Annotated in this window: 17 protein-coding genes; 5 read left to right on the forward strand and 12 right to left on the reverse strand. The window is 71.0% G+C overall.

The annotated features are described in order from the left end of the window. Window positions 1-7 precede the first annotated feature (7 nt). Window positions 8-1,177: an MFS transporter gene (locus tag SACE_RS21045; protein WP_009942877.1), complete on the reverse strand. Its 1,170-nt coding sequence runs from the start codon at window positions 1,175-1,177 to the stop codon at window positions 8-10. A gap of 303 nt (window positions 1,178-1,480) precedes the next feature. Between SACE_RS21045 and SACE_RS21050 the strand changes: the two genes are divergently transcribed. Next, window positions 1,481-2,149, forward strand: coding sequence for a class I SAM-dependent methyltransferase (locus SACE_RS21050; RefSeq protein WP_173401317.1), 669 nt, complete (start codon window positions 1,481-1,483; stop codon window positions 2,147-2,149). A gap of 87 nt (window positions 2,150-2,236) precedes the next feature. On the opposite strand, the gene SACE_RS21055 is transcribed toward SACE_RS21050, so the two are convergent. From SACE_RS21055 to SACE_RS21085, 7 genes are all read right to left on the reverse strand, one after another. Further along, a complete protein-coding gene (locus SACE_RS21055; RefSeq protein WP_009942875.1) occupies window positions 2,237-3,097 on the reverse strand; it encodes an SMP-30/gluconolactonase/LRE family protein in 861 nt (286 codons plus the stop codon). 20 nt (window positions 3,098-3,117) lie between these two features. After that, window positions 3,118-4,131 carry a zinc-dependent alcohol dehydrogenase gene (locus SACE_RS21060; protein WP_009942873.1) on the reverse strand — a complete coding sequence of 338 codons (1,014 nt, stop codon included), beginning with the start codon at window positions 4,129-4,131 and terminating at the stop codon, window positions 3,118-3,120. Beyond that, window positions 4,128-5,285: a mandelate racemase/muconate lactonizing enzyme family protein gene (locus SACE_RS21065; protein WP_009942871.1), complete on the reverse strand. Its 1,158-nt coding sequence runs from the start codon at window positions 5,283-5,285 to the stop codon at window positions 4,128-4,130. Before SACE_RS21065 ends, SACE_RS21060 begins: the two co-directional genes overlap by 4 nt. Window positions 5,286-5,302: 17 nt before the next feature. Next, window positions 5,303-6,190 carry a U32 family peptidase gene (locus SACE_RS21070; protein ID WP_009942870.1) on the reverse strand — a complete coding sequence of 296 codons (888 nt, stop codon included), beginning with the start codon at window positions 6,188-6,190 and terminating at the stop codon, window positions 5,303-5,305. A 19-nt stretch (window positions 6,191-6,209) separates the two neighbouring features. Continuing rightward, window positions 6,210-6,512: a hypothetical protein gene (locus tag SACE_RS21075; RefSeq protein WP_009942869.1), complete on the reverse strand. Its 303-nt coding sequence runs from the start codon at window positions 6,510-6,512 to the stop codon at window positions 6,210-6,212. A gap of 33 nt (window positions 6,513-6,545) precedes the next feature. After that, window positions 6,546-8,213 (reverse strand): sodium:solute symporter family protein, encoded by a 1,668-nt coding sequence (locus SACE_RS21080; protein WP_011874315.1) that lies wholly within the window; start codon window positions 8,211-8,213, stop codon window positions 6,546-6,548. A 261-nt stretch (window positions 8,214-8,474) separates the two neighbouring features. Further along, a complete protein-coding gene (locus SACE_RS21085) occupies window positions 8,475-9,521 on the reverse strand; it encodes a LacI family DNA-binding transcriptional regulator (RefSeq protein WP_011874316.1) in 1,047 nt (348 codons plus the stop codon). Window positions 9,522-9,779: 258 nt separating this feature from the next. Here SACE_RS21085 and SACE_RS21090 point away from each other — a divergent pair, with 258 nt between their 5' ends. The 3 genes from SACE_RS21090 (at window position 9,780) to SACE_RS21100 (ending at window position 12,467) form a co-directional block, all read left to right on the forward strand. Further along, a complete protein-coding gene (locus tag SACE_RS21090) occupies window positions 9,780-10,436 on the forward strand; it encodes a GntR family transcriptional regulator (RefSeq protein WP_031334443.1) in 657 nt (218 codons plus the stop codon). A gap of 211 nt (window positions 10,437-10,647) precedes the next feature. Continuing rightward, the gene (locus SACE_RS21095; protein ID WP_009942865.1) at window positions 10,648-11,481 is read left to right on the forward strand and encodes a transketolase; all 834 of its coding nucleotides are present in this window, start codon (window positions 10,648-10,650) and stop codon (window positions 11,479-11,481) included. Further along, on the forward strand, window positions 11,478-12,467 hold the full coding sequence (locus tag SACE_RS21100) for a transketolase family protein (RefSeq protein ID WP_009942863.1): 990 nt from the start codon (window positions 11,478-11,480) through the stop codon (window positions 12,465-12,467). The genes SACE_RS21095 and SACE_RS21100 overlap by 4 nt, the downstream gene beginning before the upstream one ends. Window positions 12,468-12,566: 99 nt before the next feature. Here the strand turns inward: SACE_RS21100 and SACE_RS21105 are convergent, their stop codons facing one another. The 4 genes from SACE_RS21105 to SACE_RS21115 form a co-directional block, all read right to left on the reverse strand. Further along, on the reverse strand, window positions 12,567-13,535 hold the full coding sequence (locus SACE_RS21105) for an NsdA family TPR-like regulatory protein (RefSeq protein ID WP_231849716.1): 969 nt from the start codon (window positions 13,533-13,535) through the stop codon (window positions 12,567-12,569). A 142-nt stretch (window positions 13,536-13,677) separates the two neighbouring features. Beyond that, window positions 13,678-14,751 (reverse strand): class I SAM-dependent methyltransferase, encoded by a 1,074-nt coding sequence (locus SACE_RS39405; protein WP_143538183.1) that lies wholly within the window; start codon window positions 14,749-14,751, stop codon window positions 13,678-13,680. Between the two features lie 241 nt (window positions 14,752-14,992). Continuing rightward, a complete protein-coding gene (locus tag SACE_RS36665; RefSeq protein WP_081468230.1) occupies window positions 14,993-15,214 on the reverse strand; it encodes a substrate-binding domain-containing protein in 222 nt (73 codons plus the stop codon). Window positions 15,215-15,288: 74 nt separating this feature from the next. After that, window positions 15,289-16,401, reverse strand: coding sequence for an NADH:flavin oxidoreductase/NADH oxidase (locus tag SACE_RS21115; protein ID WP_009942859.1), 1,113 nt, complete (start codon window positions 16,399-16,401; stop codon window positions 15,289-15,291). A 144-nt stretch (window positions 16,402-16,545) separates the two neighbouring features. Between SACE_RS21115 and SACE_RS21120 the strand changes: the two genes are divergently transcribed. After that, window positions 16,546-16,899, forward strand: coding sequence for an ArsR/SmtB family transcription factor (locus tag SACE_RS21120; RefSeq protein ID WP_009942858.1), 354 nt, complete (start codon window positions 16,546-16,548; stop codon window positions 16,897-16,899). Window positions 16,900-16,926 lie beyond the last annotated feature (27 nt).

A 16,926-nucleotide genomic window follows, 5' to 3' on the forward strand; every position in this document is an offset into this window, starting at 1 on the left:
CGTGACGTCAGTCCTGCGGAGGCCGGTCCACCGACAGCTTCCGCGCCAGGAACCCGGTCCATGCCAGGCCCACCGCCGTGACGAACAGGACTCCCGCCGCGCCGAGCCCCGCCGCGACCAGGCCCACCGCGCCCGGGACGACGACCTGACCGGCGCGGTTGCCGGTCAGCCGCAACGACATCGCCAGCCCCCTGGTGCCCGTCGGGGCGGACTCGGCCAGCCACGACATCGTCAGCGGCTGGCCGACGCCGAGGCCGAAACCGGCGGCGGTGACGGCGGTGGCCAGCAGCCAGGCCGGCACCGGGGCCGCCGCGACCGCCAGGCCCGCGGCCGACATCAGCACGCTCAGCACCAGCAGCCGGCGGCGGCCGAGCCGGGCCGCCAGCCTGCCGAGGAACAGCCTCGAAACCATCGACGCCGCCGCGCGCAGGACGAGCAGCGCGCCGATCAGCCCGGACGCGATGTCCCGTTCGGCGCCCAGCGCGGGCAGGTAGACCAGTGAGATGTCCACCGCGGCCAGCACGACGCAGCTGGTGAACAGCGCCCGGCCCAGGCCCGGCAATCGCAGCAGCGTGCGGACGCCGACGCGTTCTGCGGTCTCCGGACGGCGCGGGGCACCGCCGGACCCGACGGCGAAGGACAGCGCGAACAGCACGACCGCGATCGCCGTGGCGCCCTGGAAGATCGGCGTGGTGTCGGGAATCGCCTGGGAGCCTCCGAACAGGACGATCAGTCCCGGGCCCGCCGCCTGCCCCAGCGAGGCGGCGAAGGTGTAGTAGCCGAACGCCGTGTCCATCCGCCCGGATCCGGAGGTGTTGGCCACCAGCGCCTGCTGTGCGACGACCGCCCCCAGGTGCGCGGTGCCGAGCACGACGCTGCCGGCCAGCAGCCCCGGCACGCTGCCACCGAGCGACAGCAGCACCGCACCCGCCGCGCACATCAGCAGGCTGCCCGCGACCATCACGCGGCGCTCCCCGATCCGGTCCACGACGTGCCCGGCCGGCAGCGCGAGCACCAGCGGCACCAGGGCGAAGGTGCCCGAGAGCAGACCGAGCCAGGAGGCGGGGACCTCCAGTTCCAGCGCCCGGTACGACATCGCGGGCCGGAGCACGAAGGTGATGAGCTGGGTCAGGGCGGCGTGCGCGAGCAGCGCCCAGACCCGCGGCCGGCCGGTCATGCCGGCTCCGCGGGTGTCAACAGCCCGGCCGGCGGCCGGTGAGCGCTGCTCGCCCACTCGCGACCGCACGCCACCGCACTGCCGGTCATCAGCGGTACCGCCGGTTCCACCATCCGCGAACCCCCTCGCTCCGAGCTACAACGTCGCTCTTGCGCGCCGGTTCCGCCACAACACATGAGCACGAACACACAAATGATCTTCTGGTCCCGGGGGCCGCGCACGACGGACCGGGGCTTCGGAGGATGTTCCCGGCCGAGCACGACCTCAAGAGCGCCGTGTTCTTCGTGCCCTAGAGTCGCGGCCATGAATTCGGGTCCGGTGCCTCAGCCTGCCGATCTTGATGTCGTTCGCGATTCCTACGACCGCGTGGCCGACAACTACGTGGACATGGTGGCGACGACGGGCGTCGGCGACATCCGCACCCACCCGTGGCTCCGTGCCGCGATGGACGTGTTCGCCGACGCGGTCGGCGGGCTGGGACCCGTTCTCGACATCGGCTGCGGACCGGGCACGGTCACCGCCTATCTGGCCGAACGCGGCGTCGACGTCGCGGGGGTGGACCTGTCGCCCCGCATGATCGAGCACGCGCGCCGCCTCCATCCGGAGTGCACGTTCAGCGTCGGGTCGTCGACCGACCTCGATCTGGCCGAGGCGTCGTGGGGCGGTCTGCTGGGCTGGTGGTCGTTGTTCAACCTGCCTCGGCACGTCCTGCCGCGGGTGCTGTCGTCCTTCGCCAGGGCTTTGGTGCCGGAGGGGCAGCTGATCATCGCGACGCACGTCGGCGACGGCGACCTGCTGCGCACCGAAGCCTACGGAGGGGTCCCGGTCCGCTGGACGACCTACCGGTGGCAGCCCGTTCAGCTCGCCGCGCTGGTCGAGCAGGCCGGGCTGCGGCCCACGGCCGAGCTCCGGCTTCCCGCCGACGAACACAGCGGCCCCACCGTGGTTCTCGTCGCACAGCGCGAACGCTGACACGCATCTAGCGGGCTTCGACGTTGTCCCGCCCCTCGACGGTTCTGCCGTGACCGGGTTCGGCGTCCCCGGATCGGCCGGTCCCCGCTACCCGTCGTACTCGCGGACCGGCATTCCCATGCCCGCGTCCGGCACGCGGAACAGCGCGCCCGACAGCGGGTGCCGCCGGAGGTCGGCCTCCACCCGCGATGTGGTGATGAACAGGTCGGTCAGGCCGGGCCCGCCGAAGGTGCAGGCTGTCACCTGGGAAGCCGGCACGCCGATCCGGTCGACCAGCCTGCCTTCGGGTGAGTAACGGTGCACCGCACCGCCACCCCACAGCGCGACCCACAGATGTCCTTCCGCGTCGACGGTCAGGCCGTCGGGAGCGCCGAGCTCCGGCTCGATGCGGACGAGCGGCCGTCGACGGCGCAGCGTTCCGTCGACGTGGTCGAAGACGTCGACCCGTTGCGTCGGCGTGTCCACGTAGTAGGCCGACGTTCCGTCCGGGCTCCACGCGAGGCCGTTGGAGATCGTGACCCCGTCGAACACCGTCGAGACGGTGCCGTCGGTGTCCAATCTGTACAAGCCTCCTCTGCCGGGCTCGGCGGTGTAGGACATCGACCCGCAGTAGAAGCGGCCCTCGGGGTCGCAGCCGCCCTCGTTCATCCTGACGGCCGGGTCGCTCCACAGGTCGCCGAGCGCGCGGATCTCGGTCAGCCCGGCGTCGCCCAGGGCGAACCCGCGCTCCAGCGCCAGCACCGCGCCACCACCGCGCCGAGGCCGTAGCGCTGCCACGACGGAACCGACGTGGGCCCGGTGCACCTGACCCGTCGGCTCCAGGGTCAGGACGTCACCGGCGAGCATGTCGACCCAGCGGAGCCCTGGCCACTCCGGATGCCACACCGGGCCTTCACCGTGACGGGCGCACGGGTCGGTGACCTGCACGACGTCGTGTTCGGACGGCAACGAAATCCTCCAATGCGAAGTCAGGGACGCAGCAGCACCTTCACCGTCCGCTTCCGCTCGGCACCGAGAACGCGCAACGCCTCGGCGGCGTCGTCGAGAGCGAACTCGCGGCTGATGATCCGCGCCGGATCGAGCAGACCGCAGGCGAACGCACGCACCGCGTGGGTCCAGGCGCGAGAGGGGGCGCCGAAGACCGTGTGCAAGGTGATCTGGGAGAGCAGCAGGTGGCTCGGCGACAACGAACGTTCGTCGCCGGCGGGAACACCGGTCAGCACGACCCTGCCGCCGCTTCTCGCCAGCCTGGTCGCCAGATCCGCCGTCCCAGGGGCCCCGGCGGCTTCGAGGACCGCGTCGAAACGGCCGAAGAGGCCAGGCGCGTCCTCCGGACTGGTCCAGGTCGTGGCACCGCACTCGGTCGCCAGGTCCGCACGAGCGGGCTCGGGGTCGACGACGACCAGTTCCGCCGGTGAGGCCGCCGCGAGAAGCTGGGTGGCCAGCAATCCCAGGCCGCCCCCGCCCACGACCGCGACCCGCTCGCCGGTCTCGGTGGCCAGCTTCAGGCACGCTTCGGCCACGCACGCGGCCGGTTCGAGCACCGCGGCGACCCGCAGGTCGGCGTTCTCCGGCAGCACGTGCAGCAGCCGCGCCGGGAGCGTGAGGTGGTCGGCCCACGCTCCCGGCCGGGTGAAGCCGGTTTCGTCGTAGCCGCCGCTGCACAGGTTGTTCTGGCCCCGGCGGCACGCCTCGCACACCTGGCAGTTGCGGAAGCCCTCACCCACGACGTGCCGGCCGGCCAGATCGCCCGCCACGTCCGCGCCGACCTCGACGACCGTTCCCGACCACTCGTGGCCGGGAACCACGGGGTAGCGGACGAACTCGGCCGGACGCCGCCCGGTGAACACCTCGCGGTCCGAGCCGCAGATGCCGCTCCACGCCACCCGCACGAGCGCTTCTCCCGGACCGGGCGGGCGCGGCTCGGTGGGTTGGACCCGCAGGTGCCCGGGGCTGTCGATGACGACTGCGCGCGGTGTCATTCGGATCCCTTGGTCCCGCGGAACTGCCAGTCCTCTGCGTAGAGGTCGAAATGCGCACCCGCCGGTGGGTGTTCGCGAACGAAGTCGACGTCCAGCTCGACGCCCAGCCCCGGTGCCTCCGGCAGCGCGAAGTACCCGTCGACCACCTCCGGCAGGCCCGGGGCGGCCCGCTTGACGTGCTGGTCGGCGAAGTCGTTGAAGTGCTCCTGGATCTTGAAGTTGGTCGCCACCGCCGCCAGGTGCAGGTTCGCGGCGGTCAGCACGGCACCACCGACGTTGTGCGGCGCCACCAGGACGTAGTGCGTCTCGGCGGTGGCGGCGACCTTGCGGGTCTCGAGGATGCCGCCGAAGTGCCCGATGTCGGGCTGGATGACGTCGGCGGCCTGGCGGGCGAACAGCTCCCGGTACTCGATGCGGTCGTGGACGCGCTCCCCGGTGGCCACGGGAACGCCCACCTGGCGGGCGACCTTGGACAGCGCCTCGAAGTTCTCCGGCGGTACCGGTTCCTCGATCCAGCCCGGGTCGAAGCGGCCCAGCTCGCCCGCGATGCGCACCGCCTCGGCGGGGGTGAACCTGCCGTGCATCTCGACCAGGACCTCCACGTCCGGGCCGACGGCGTCGCGCACCGCCTCCACCAGCTCCACCGAACGGCGCCGCTCGGCGGGCTCCAGCTCCCACCTGCCGAACCCGAACGGGTCGAACTTCAACGCCCGGTAGCCGCGCTCCACGACACGCCGTGCGGCGCCGTGGAACTCCTCCGGGGTGCGCTCGACGGTGTACCAGCCGTTGGCGTAGGCCTTGACGCGGTCGCGGACCTTGCCGCCGAGCAACCGCCAGACCGGCTGGCCGAGGGCCTTGCCGATGATGTCCCAGCAGGCCATCTCGACGCAGGCGATGCCCGACATCGCGATCTCGCCCGCGCGGCCGTAGTCGCCGTGCTTCATCCGCCACACCAGGGACTCGATGTCGAAGGGGTCCGAGCCGACCACGTGCCGCTCGGCGGCCTCGCGCAGATATCCGCGCAGGGCCTCGGTGTGGCCGAGCATCCGGGTCTCGCCGACACCGACGAGACCCTCGTCGGTGCGAACCCGGACGTAGGTCAGGTCCCGCCACGGCGTGCCCAGGACGAACGAGTCGACGTGGGTGATCCTCATGTGCTGCCTTCCGGTTTTCACGGGCGCGGGACGGCCAGGTCGTCGGCCGGCAGGGGCGACGCCTTCGCCTCGGGCGCGTAGCGGTCGAGCAGGCCGAGGCCGATCTGGGCGCGGCGCACCCGCTCCCGGGCCAGCGCCACCGCCGTGGACGTCAGGTGCGTTCCGCCGGGGTAGATGTTCGGGGCGTTGCGCAGGCCGAACTTGACGTACACGGGAGCGGCCACCCGCACGATCTCGGCGATCTCGTGGTGGCGGACGAACCCGCCCATGTCGTCGGGTGACTCGACGTAGACGTCCAGCCGCAGGTCGGTGACCGCGCGGATCGACGCCAGCTGGCCGGCGCTGAGGTCGGTCGGCACGTTGTAGCTGTCGGCGCCGAGGTCCTCGGCGATGCGCACGGAGACCGGGTTGGCCGGCCCCATCTGAACGCTGATCTTGAACCGCATTTCGGGCGGGAGGTCGCCCTGCGCGCGCATCTTCGCCGCCACCTCCAGCACGCCGAGGTCGGTGATCAGCACGGACCGGATCCCGGCCTCGGCGGTCCGGCGGACGTCCTCGAGCACGTGGACGAGCTGCTCGGTGCCACGCGCCTGCGCGGCGACCGGGCCGCCCCCGGGTGCCAGTGCCATCGCACCGGTGTCCCAGCCCGCCAGCGGCCTGGCGAACAGGCTCAGCTCGACCGAACGTCCGGCGGCCGAGACGGCCATGCCGCGCAGTTCGCCGTCGGTGAGCAGCATTGCGCCGCTGCCCTGGGAGACGCGGTGCACCACGACGTCTCGGCGCACCGCCTCGTCGAGCACCGCCTCGAGCACCTCGGGGCCTTCGGTGCTCGGGATCTCCACCCGGTACTGCGCTCCGTCGGGGAAGCGCTTCGCGCTCGTCGCGGCCGCATCGCCCTGGGGCATTCCCAGCGACCGCAGGAACTTACGGGTTTTCCGCACTGCCGGTCTCCTTCCCGCCGGTGTCGTGCCTGAGCGGGCGCAACAGCAGCCACAGCACGAACAGGCCGCCCACGACCAGCATCGCCAGGCCGGTCCACAGGTTGATGTTGATGCCCTGCGACTTGGCCAGTCCGGCCTCGTCCGGGAACAACCCGGCGGCGCCGATCAGCAGGCCGTAGACCAGGAACAGCCCGCCGATCACCGTGCGGACGTCGAACAGCTTGGCCGCGGTAGCCGACTGCGCCTCCAGCTCCGCGACGCTGGCGGAGCGGTCGTCTTCCGGCATTTCTCACCCTCCGGTGTTCGGAATCGAGCGTGCTCACAACGAGAACGGGACGTAGCAGAGCGCGGCGAGCACCATGGCGCTCCACCCCAGCAGCGCCGGCCGCCGGTACCAGGCGCCGTCGCCGGGCGCCGCTTCCCCGGCGCCGCGCGCGACCGCCCGGCTGTAGACCAGGCCCTCCAGCTCCGCGTCCGTCTTGGGCGCGGTCGCGAGCGCGATCGGCACGCTGACCGCGACGTCCACCGCGAAGGCGATGATCGAGGAGATCATGTTCGCGCCCTGGTCGGTGCTGATCGGCACGAACCCGCCCTTGTAGGCCAGGTAGAAGGAAATCGGCGCGAGAGTTCCCAGCAGCAGCCCCCAGAACCCGGCCTTCGCTGTCATGCGCTTCCAGAACAGCGCGAGGATGAACGTCGCGAACAGCGGGACGTTGAAGAACGAGAACAGGGTCTGCATGTAGTTCATGATGTTGCTGAACGACGCGGCGATGAACGCCGTGCCCATGCCGACCAGCACGCCCACGGCGGTGATGACCCGCCCGACCCGCAGGTAGTGGGCGTCGGGCATGCGGGGCCTGATGTAGGCCTGCCAGATGTCGGTGGTGAACACCGTGTTGAAGCTCGACACGTTCGCGGCCATGCCCGCCATGAAGGAGGCCATCAGGCCGGTCACCGCGAGCCCGAGCACGCCGCTGGGCAGCAGGTCGCGCATCAGCAGCGGGATCGCGTCGTTGTAGTCGTAGCCGCTGCCCGCCTGCCCGATCGTCGGCTCCACCAGCAGCGCGATGATCCCGGGCAGCACCACGATCAGCGGGATGAACATCTTCGGGAACGCCGCGATCAGCGGAGTTCTCCTGGCCGCCGAGAGGTTCCTGGCCGACAGGGAGCGCTGCACTTCGGCGAAGTTCGTCGTCCAGTAGCCGAAGGACACCGCGAACCCGAGCCCCAGGGTGATGGTCAGCCAGTTCGCGCCGAGCGGGTTGTCCTGCCCGAAGCCGGTGCCGCCCCACGCGGTCAGGAAGTCCGCACCGGGACCGGCGACCACCTTGTCGACGAACCCGTCCACGCCGCCGACGCGCACCAGTCCCAGCACCGTCAGCGGAACCAGCGCGGCCACGATGACGAAGAACTGCAGGACCTCGTTGTAGATCGCCGAGGACAGTCCGCCGATGACGATGTAGGCCAGCACGAACACCCCGGCGACCACGATCGACAGCGGCAGCGGCCATCCGAGCAGCGCGCGCAGGACGATGGCCAGCGCGTACAGGTTCACGCCCGCGATCAGCACGGAGGCGACGGCGAAGATGACGGCGCTGAGCAGGTGCGAGGACCGGCTGAACCGCAGCAGCAGGAACTCCGGGACGCTGCGCACCTTCGAGTTGTAGTAGAACGGCATCATCACCAGGCCCAGGAACACCATCGCCGGGATCGCGCCGATCAGGTACCAGTGCACGGTGTAGGCGCCGTACTGGGCGCCGTTGGCGGCCATGCCCAGGATCTCGGTAGCGCCGAGGTTCGCCGAGACGAAGGCCAGCCCGGTCACCCACGCCGGCAGGGACCGCCCGGACAGGAAGAAGTCCAGGCTGTTGTTGACGCTTCGCTTCGCCGCGAAGGCGATTCCCAGCACCACGGCGAAGTAGATGACCAGGATCAGGTTGTCCAGCCAGTTCATCGACAGGCGCAAGCCGTCGGCAAGTGTGTGCATGGTCGACGTTTCCTCGTCTTCGTCGGCGGAGGTGGTGCCGCAACCCGGGAGCTCACGTTCGATATCTCGGACGTTGTTCGGAACGTACGCGAGCACCTTGTCCCGGTCAATACCGCTGATCGCGTTTTCCTGGCCCCGATTTCGTTGACATAGAAGGAAATTGGCGCACCAGGAACTACCCCCTGCGCAATGGTGGCGCAAGGGTTCCGGTTGCCGACAACGAAGTTCCGATGACGCGGTCGCGTCAGCGGCACACCGCCGTCAGCGTTTCCGCATTCCCGTGCTTTCGCGCACGATCAGCTCTGCCGGCACCACCGAACGCGCGGGCGTCTCCCGGCCCTCGATCCGGCCGAGCAACCGTTCGAAGGTCTTGCGGCCCAGGGAGAGGAAGTCCTGCCGCACCGTGGTGAGCGGCGGCGAGAAGTAGGCCGCTTCGGGGACGTCGTCGAACCCGGCGACGCGCACGTCGTCGGGAACCCTCCTCCCCGCCTCCGACAGCGCGCGCAGCAGGCCGAGCGCCATCTGGTCGTTGGCCACGAACACCGCGTCAGCCCCGTCGCGGCCGATCAGCTCCTTCCCGATCTCGTAACCGGACCGCGGGCTCCAGTCCCCGCGCAGCACCGGAGGTTCGGCCGCACCGCGACCGGAGAGCACGGCGCGCCAGCCCTCTTCTCGCACCTGCGTCTCCAGCCAGCCGTGCGGGCCCGCGATGTGCCACACCGTCTCGTGCCCGAGCGCCAGCAGGTGCTCGGTCGCCCGGCGCGCACCGTCGCGCTGGTCCACCGCCACCACCGGCACCGGCGCCTCGTCGGTGTCGGCCACCGCGACGAGCGGAACGTCGCGGGGAGCGGTCTCCAGCGCACGTCCTGCCGCGACGTGCGGCGCGATGACCACCGCCCCCTCGACGCCCTGCCGGCGCAGGCTGTCCACGGCGTCGACGATCAGGGACCGCTCGGGAGCGCTGACGCTGGCGACCGACACGCCGTAGCCCGCCTCCCGCGCGGCGTTCTCGACCCCGAACAGCGTGCTCGCCGGCCCGTAGAGGACCGAGTCGAGCGCGACGACGCCCAGGGTTCGCGACCGGCCCGTGGCCAGCCCGCGAGCGAGGGAGTTCGGCCGGTACCCGAGGTGGTCGATCGCGTCCAGCACCCGGCGACGGGTGTCGGCGCGCACCGGGCCCGCACCGTTGACCACCCGGGACACCGTCATGTGCGACACCCCGGCCAGCGCCGCCACATCGGCGAGCGAGGGCGGCCGCCCCGCCGGGAGAGGCTCCGGCTCGGACGTGCCGCCAGACCGCCTGACCACCAACCGGCTCCCTTCGCGCGTTCGGCTGGAGACGAGTGTTAGCGGTAACACAATCGCGGTCAAGAGCCGATCGGAGGCCAAGCCGGCACGCCAGGCACGAACTGCCGGCGACCACATGGCCTCGCTGTTGATCTCCTCCGCCGATGGCACGCCACGACCTCACCGTTCGCCGCGGCCGGACGCGCGAGAGCCGGCACCGCTGTGCCACCTGACCGCCGGGCGTGCGGTTGACTGTCGACAGACGGCTATCATCGGGTCGTGGCGGAAGAGGCATTGCACAGTCTGGATCGCAAGACGCTGCGCGAGCGCGCACTGGTGGCACTTCGTTCGGCGATCCTCTCCGGGCACTACCGCCCGGGCGACCACCTCGGCGAGGTCGAGATCGCCTCACGGCTCTCCATCAGCCGCGGGACCGTGCGCGAGGCACTGCGCCACCTCCAGCAGGAAGGCCTGGTCACGCCGGGCATGCGCGGAATGCTGCGCGTGCGCAGCCTTTCCCGCGAGCAGGTGCACGAACTGTTCCGCGTGCGCGGCGCGCTCGAGGGCCTGGCGGTCGCCGAGATCGTCCAGTCGCCGAGGCACGCGAACGCCGTCGCGGAGCTGACCGCCGCGCTCGAGAAGCTGGAAGCCGGCAACGACGACCTGCCCGAGCGGATCGAGGCCGACCTGTCCTTCCACGCGCTGCTGTGCGAGCTGTCCGGCAACTCCGTGCTGCTGGACACCTGGCGCCACCTCGAAGGCCCGATCCGGGTCGTGGTGATGAGCGCGGCCGTCGAGAATCGCAGCACGCTCATGTCCGCGGCCCACCACCGCCCGATCGTCGAGGCGATCGAGCGCGGCGACGCCGAGGGCGCGACAGCCGTGCTCAAGGAGCACATGTCCGCCGCGGTCGAACTGTTGACCAGCACGAACTAGCCGCACTCGGCCGCTGGCCCCGGGCTCGCAGGCCAGCCCGACACCCACGAAGGCGGACAGCACCGTCGGCACCGCGGCCAAGCTCTCCCCCCTTGACACGCCCCGTGCGACGTCTAGCATCGACTCCCAACACTCGACTGTTAACACTCAACATCGAGCGTCCTCCCGATCAAGGAGATTCCGATGGCCGGCTGGATCGGCGACAAGGAGAATGCCGTTGTCTGATCGAATTCGAGCGCTGCGAGAGGCCGCCCGCCGCATCCGGCTGCACGCGCTCAACATGGGCGAGGTGCAGGGGCAGGGATACATCGCCCAGGCCCTCGGTGTCGCCGACATCCTGGCGGTCGTGTACTCGGACCAGCTCCGCCACCGCCCCGAGGATCCGGAGTGGCCCGAGCGCGACCGGTTCCTGCTCTCCATCGGCCACTACGCGATCGCCCTGTACGCGGCGCTGGCCGAGGCCGGTGTCCTCGACGTCGAGGAGCTGGAGACCTACGGGTCGGACGGTTCGCGGCTGCCCATGTCGGGAATGGCCAGCTACACCCCCGGCATGGAGATCTCCGGCGGCTCACTGGGGCACGGCCTGGGCGTGGCCACCGGGATGGCGATCGGCCTGCGCCACCAGCGGAACCCGGCGCGGGTGTTCAACCTGCTCTCCGACGGCGAGCTCGACGAGGGCTCGACGTGGGAGGCGGCCCTCGCCGCCACGCACCACGGTCTGGACAACCTGACCGCGATCGTCGACGTCAACGCCCTGCAGGCGGACGGCCCGACCGCCGGCGTGCTGCGCACCGAGCCGGTCGCCGACAAGTGGCGGGCCTTCGGGTGGCACGCGCTGCGCGTCGACGGCAACGACGTCGCCGCGCTGGTCGCCGCGCTCGACGAGCTGCGAGAGCACCGCGGTTCCCCGTCGGTGCTCGTCTGCGACACGCAGGTCGGGCGAGGCGTGCCTTTCCTGGAGGCACGGGAGAAAGCGCACTTCATGCGGGTCGAAGAGCACGAGTGGCAGCTCGCTCGCGAACAACTCGAGGAGGTCGGGGCATGACGACCACCGGCAGGAGGCTCACCACCTCGGCCATGATCGCGTCCTTCGTGGACGAAGGGCAGAAGACGACCAGCGCACCCTTCGGGCACGCCCTGTCGCGGCTGGCCGAGCAGCGGCCGGAAGTCGTGGGCCTGTCCGCGGACCTGGCCAAGTACACCGACATGCACATCTTCCGGGAGGCCCACCCCGACCGGTTCTTCCAGATGGGCATGGCCGAACAGGCGATGCTGGGCGCGGCGGCCGGGATGGCCGAGGTGGGGCTGGTGCCCTTCGCCTCGACCTACTCGGTGTTCGCCACCCGCCGCGCCTACGACTTCCTGTGCCTGGACATCGCCGAGCCCGGGCTGAACGTCAACGTCGTGGGCGGTCTGCCCGGCCTCACCACCGGGTACGGCCCGAGCCACCAGGCGACCGAGGACCTGGCGATCCTGCGCGGCATGCCGGGGCTGACCATCGTGGACCCGTGCGACTCGGTCGACATCGAACAGGCGGTGCCCGCGCTGGCCGACGCGCCGGGGCCGACCTACCTGCGGCTGCTGCGCGGTTCGGTAGCGACCGTGCTCGACGAGTACGACTACCGCTTCGAGCTCGGCAAGGCAGCGGAGCTGCGGACCGGCCGCGACGTGCTGATGATCTCCACGGGGCTGATGACCATGCGCGCCCTGACCGCGGCCGCGGAGCTGGAGAACGACCACGTCGACGTGGCGGTGCTGCACGTGCCGACGATCAAGCCGCTGGACCGCGAGGCGATCCTGCGGGAGACGGCCGGGGACCGCCTCGTGGTGACGCTGGAGAACCACACCGTCGTCGGCGGCCTGGCCGAGTCGGTGGCGTCCTGCCTGGCCTTCGCCGGAGCCGGCGTGCGCATCGTGCCGATCGGGCTCCCCGACGAGTTCCTCGCCGCGGGCGCGTTGCCCACGCTGCACGACCGCTACGGGCTGTCGGTGCCCGAGATCAAGAAGCGCGTGCTCGCAGAGCTTTCCTGACCGAGCGTGTGGCCCGCTGGACAGGCCGAGAGCGCGTGCGCTCTCGGCCTGTTCTCCGGATGTCCGAGAACACCGCCGCTTTCGTGCCTCGCGCCGTTCCTACTGCGCCGCGAGAGCGTTGAGCATGTCCTCCAGACTGCTCGGGGCACGGTTGCGCCTCGCCGTCCCGGTGGCGTCCCGCAGGCGTCGCGACGCCCGAGCCGAAGACACCTCCGGCACCAGCTTCGCCACGTCGCTGGCGGCGCGTTCGGCCTCCGCCCACGATCGCGCTTCCACGAGCGCCGCAACGAGCATGGCGCCACCGATGTAGGAGGCCCACCGGTAATGGCGTGGCACGGCTTCCAACGCCGAAGCGTGGAGATCCACCGCTCGGCCGGGGTTTCCAGCCGCGCGCCACATGCCGCCTTCGTGGATCAGCAGTTCGCGGCGATCGACCCACCAGGTCCATTTCGGGTCCGTGGCGTGCACGCTGTCGTCCACCTCGGCCTGGGCGCGCCGGATGAGCGCGAACGATCGATCGTCACCGAGGTCCGCCGCGGCACGGGCACGCCGCGACGCGACCATGACCCGCAGCCGCGGGCTCAACGGGAACCGCTCCATGAGCCGCACCGTCCTCAGCGCTTCACGCGCCTGTCCCGTCTCCTGGGCCTGCAACGCCATGTTGCCCAGGATGAACAGCTCCATCCCGATGTCGCCGACCAACCGGGCGAGGCGCAGCGCCTCCAGATTGAAGCAGCGAGCGCGCTCGTGCCGCATGGCATCGAACGCCAGCCAGCCGGCCACCTCGCCGAGTTCCGCGACGGTGGCCGTGAAGTCCGACTCGAGCGACGACGGGTGATGGCCGGCAGCGAGGCGTGCGGAGGCCGCACGGAACATGCGCGCGGCCAACGGAACCAGCTCCACGCCGCCGTGCTGACCGTCCAGCCGGACCAGTTCCGCGATGCCCGACCGAAGCTCGCTGACGTACTCCGCGGTCACAGGCTCATAGGCGGGGAGGGCCGCTTGGCTTTGGGGCAGACGCGCGGCAACGCGCATCCGCCGCAGCGCCTGGCCGGAGTCATCGGACATGGTCGTGCCTTCCCGACGGAGCCCCCGCCCCGGCACCCCAGACGTCCCCGGGCTCTCGGCGGGTGTTGCCCGCGAGCGTAGCGGAGGATCACCCCGCCGTTGCAGACCATGCACTGGGCTACCGGTCGTGTCCGCAGCCGCTTCAGCCCCGGATCGCCCGCCCGAGGATGTGAGGTGCCGCCGGGTTGAGCGGTGTCGTGCCGACGTTGAAGCGCTCGATCTCGACGATGTCGAAGCCCGCCCGGCGGATGGCCGACTCCGCGTCGCGGTTGGGGTGGCACCCCCGGAAGCAGCGCATCCACAGCGGGGTGGCGGCGTCCTGCACGTAGGGTGCCACGCGGCCCGGCGCCCGGACGTGTTCGTAGAAGCGCAGTTCACCGCCCGGTCGCAGACAGCGGCGCACCTCGGCCAGGACTCGTTCGGGAGACGGAACCGTGCACAACAGAAGGCTCACGACGGCGGCGTCCCGCGACGCGTCCGCCGCCGGCAGTGCGGTGGCCTCTCCCGCCACGACATCGACGGGGATGCGCGCGACCCTGGCCGCACCCGCGGCGAACTCGCGCAGCACGTCGTCCGGTTCCACCGCGAGCAACTCCGCCACGCCCGGCGGGTAGTGGATGAAGTTCAGCCCCTGGCCGGCGCCGATCTCGATCACCCTGCCCCGCAGGCCCTCCAGCAGCTTCTCCCGGAGAACCGCCCGGCCCACTACCTCGGCGCGGAGCTGCCGCGTACTCTGGCGCACGGCACGACGCGCATGTGAACGACCCCCAGCGCGTGCGTCCGTCATCAGAAACAACTGCTCCGCGCGAAATTCCCACTCGACACCGGCTCTGCTGCCGCCAACGCTAGTGGAAAGCAACCGTCGGACAAGGGACTTGGTCCTGGTTCTCCGCACACCGGACCGCGGAAAACCAGTCGGTTCAAGGGGAAGCAGAAACGAATCGACGGAAGTGACTGCAAGGTCCGGACCAGCAACACGGTCTGCCGGTTTCTTCCACTCCCCCGCACGAACGAGTTCGCCAGGCGGCAACAACGACAAGTTCACCAACGCCGGTCCCCGCGTCTCCGGGTGGTACTTCACCAGGAATACGAACGTCGCGACGTTTATCACCGCGAGGATGAGGAAGGGGTTGCTACCGAGCGCGCTGATGAGGATGGGGAAGGTGAACGCCACGGTGGCGTTGCTGATCCACTGCGCGAAGATCGCCACGCCCATCGCGAAACCCGGCAGCCGGATGGGGCTCGCGCTCCTCGGCCGGGACGGTCGGGCGGGCTCTTGCCGTCAGGACGGAATAAGCGCCTCGACAGAGCCGCCAGGCCAGATACGCCACCAGAGTGGAGCCACCCAGAGCAGAGCCATCGCCAGACCAGAACCACCGTCGGACAGTGCCGCCGGGCAGATGCGCCGTCGGCCAGAGTCACCGTCAGCCGAAGTCCCCGTCAAGCCTGAGGGACCCTCAAGCCGGAGGGGCCGTCGTGCCGCGCACGATGAGCCGCGGTGCCAGCGTCACCTTCCTGGCTTCGGTGCGCCCGGCTTCCAGCCGGTCGAGCACCGCATCGACCGCGAGCTCGGCCAGCCGGGCCGCGTCCTGGCGCCCCGTGGTGAATGCGCGAGCCGTTGCACGTGGAGCTGGTGGAGCACCTCTACTCTGCGCCGCGGCGCGCGGATACGACCTCATGCGAGCGCGGGACGACACGCCCGCCGGCCGGCCGGTGCCCCCTGCGGGCCCGGCCGACCGGCGTGGCAAGGCTGTCAGCCGGCCTTGCGGCGGGCGACGGCGTAGCCGTACTGGTCGGGCCACTGCGGCTGCTCACCGAGCTCCTCGGCGGCGCGGTGCGCCCAGTAGGGCTCGCGCAGGAGCTGGCGACCGAGCATGACCGCGTCCGCCCGACCGGAGGAGACGATCTCCTCGGCCTGCGCGGGCTCCAGGATCAGGCCCACCGCCGCCGCGGAGATGCCGGCCTCGTCGCGGACCCGGGCGGCGAACGGCACCTGGTAGCCGGGAGCGGGCTTGATCTCGGCGTCGGCGACCAGGCCGCCGGTGGACACGTCCATCAGGTCCACCCCGCGCGCCTGCAGCTCCTTGGCCAGGCGGACGGTGTCCTCGCCGGTCCAGCCCTCGCGCGGGTCGGCGGGGTTCTCGCTCAGCCAGTCCGTGGCCGAGGTGCGGAAGAAGAGGGGCAGCTCGTCCGGCCACACCGCCCGCACGGCGTCGACGACCTCCAGCGGGAAGCGCAGCCGGTTCTCCAGCGATCCCCCGTAGGCGTCGGTGCGCTTGTTGGACACCGGCGACAGGAACGAGTGGATCAGGTAGCCGTGGGCGCCGTGCAGCTCGACCACCTGGAAGCCCGCGGCCAGCGCGCGCCGGGCCGACTCGGCGAAGTCGCGCACCAGCTGCTGGATCTCCTCCGCGGTCAGCTCGTGCGGCACGGGGTGGTGGGCGAAGGGCTCCGCGCTGGGCCCGACGGGCTGCCAGCCCCCGCCGTCCTCGGACAGAGGCTGGTTCCCCCGCCACGGCTTGTCGACCGAGGCCTTGCGGCCGGCGTGGGCGAGCTGGATGGCCGGCACCGAGCCGTGGGAGCGGATCGCGTCGGTGACGCGGGTGAACGCCTGCTGCTGGCGGTCGTTCCAGAGGCCGAGGTCCCAGGGGCTGATGCGGCCGTCGGCCCGCACCCCCGTGGCCTCCACCACCACCAGGCCCGCTCCGCCCACGGCCCGGGAAGCCAGGTGCGCGAGGTGGAAGTCCGTCGGCGCACCGACGTCCTCCCCGTCGGCAGCGGCGGAGTACATGCACATCGGCGACATCCACACGCGGTTGGGGATCTCCAACGACCGCAACGTGAACGGCGTGAACAGGGCACTCACCAGAAGTTCTCCTCGTAGTCGGGGCGTGGCTCGCGGGGCCTCGATGCGACCAACGACTTGTACGATACGCACCGTACTACGAGACTTGTCAAACTACGAAGGCGTTCGTACTTTGTGGGATGAGTCGCAAGTACGGAGGTCCCGATGTCCGCCACCGAGCGAGCCACCACGTCCGGTCGCCGGCTGGCCCACCCCGAACGGGAGGAGATCCGCCTGGAGGCCGTCCTGCACGCGCTGGCCGACCCCGTGCGCCTGCGGATCGTGCGGGAGCTGGCCGACGGGCACAGCGAGATGGCCTGCATCGCCTTCTCCCTGCCGGTGAGCAAGTCGACCTCCACCCACCACTTCCGGGTGCTGCGCGAGGCCGGCGTCATCCGCCAGCACTACGAGGGGACCTCGCGGATGAGCCGGCTGCGCCAGGACGACCTCGACGCGCTGTTCCCGGGACTCCTCACGGCCGTCCTGCAAGCGCACCGGCGGTCGCAGCACCCGGCATGAGCCGCCGGAGTCGCCGGGAGACCGCGC

Source organism: Saccharopolyspora erythraea NRRL 2338 (genome assembly GCF_000062885.1).
Classification (GTDB): Bacteria; Actinomycetota; Actinomycetes; order Mycobacteriales; family Pseudonocardiaceae; genus Saccharopolyspora_D; species Saccharopolyspora_D erythraea.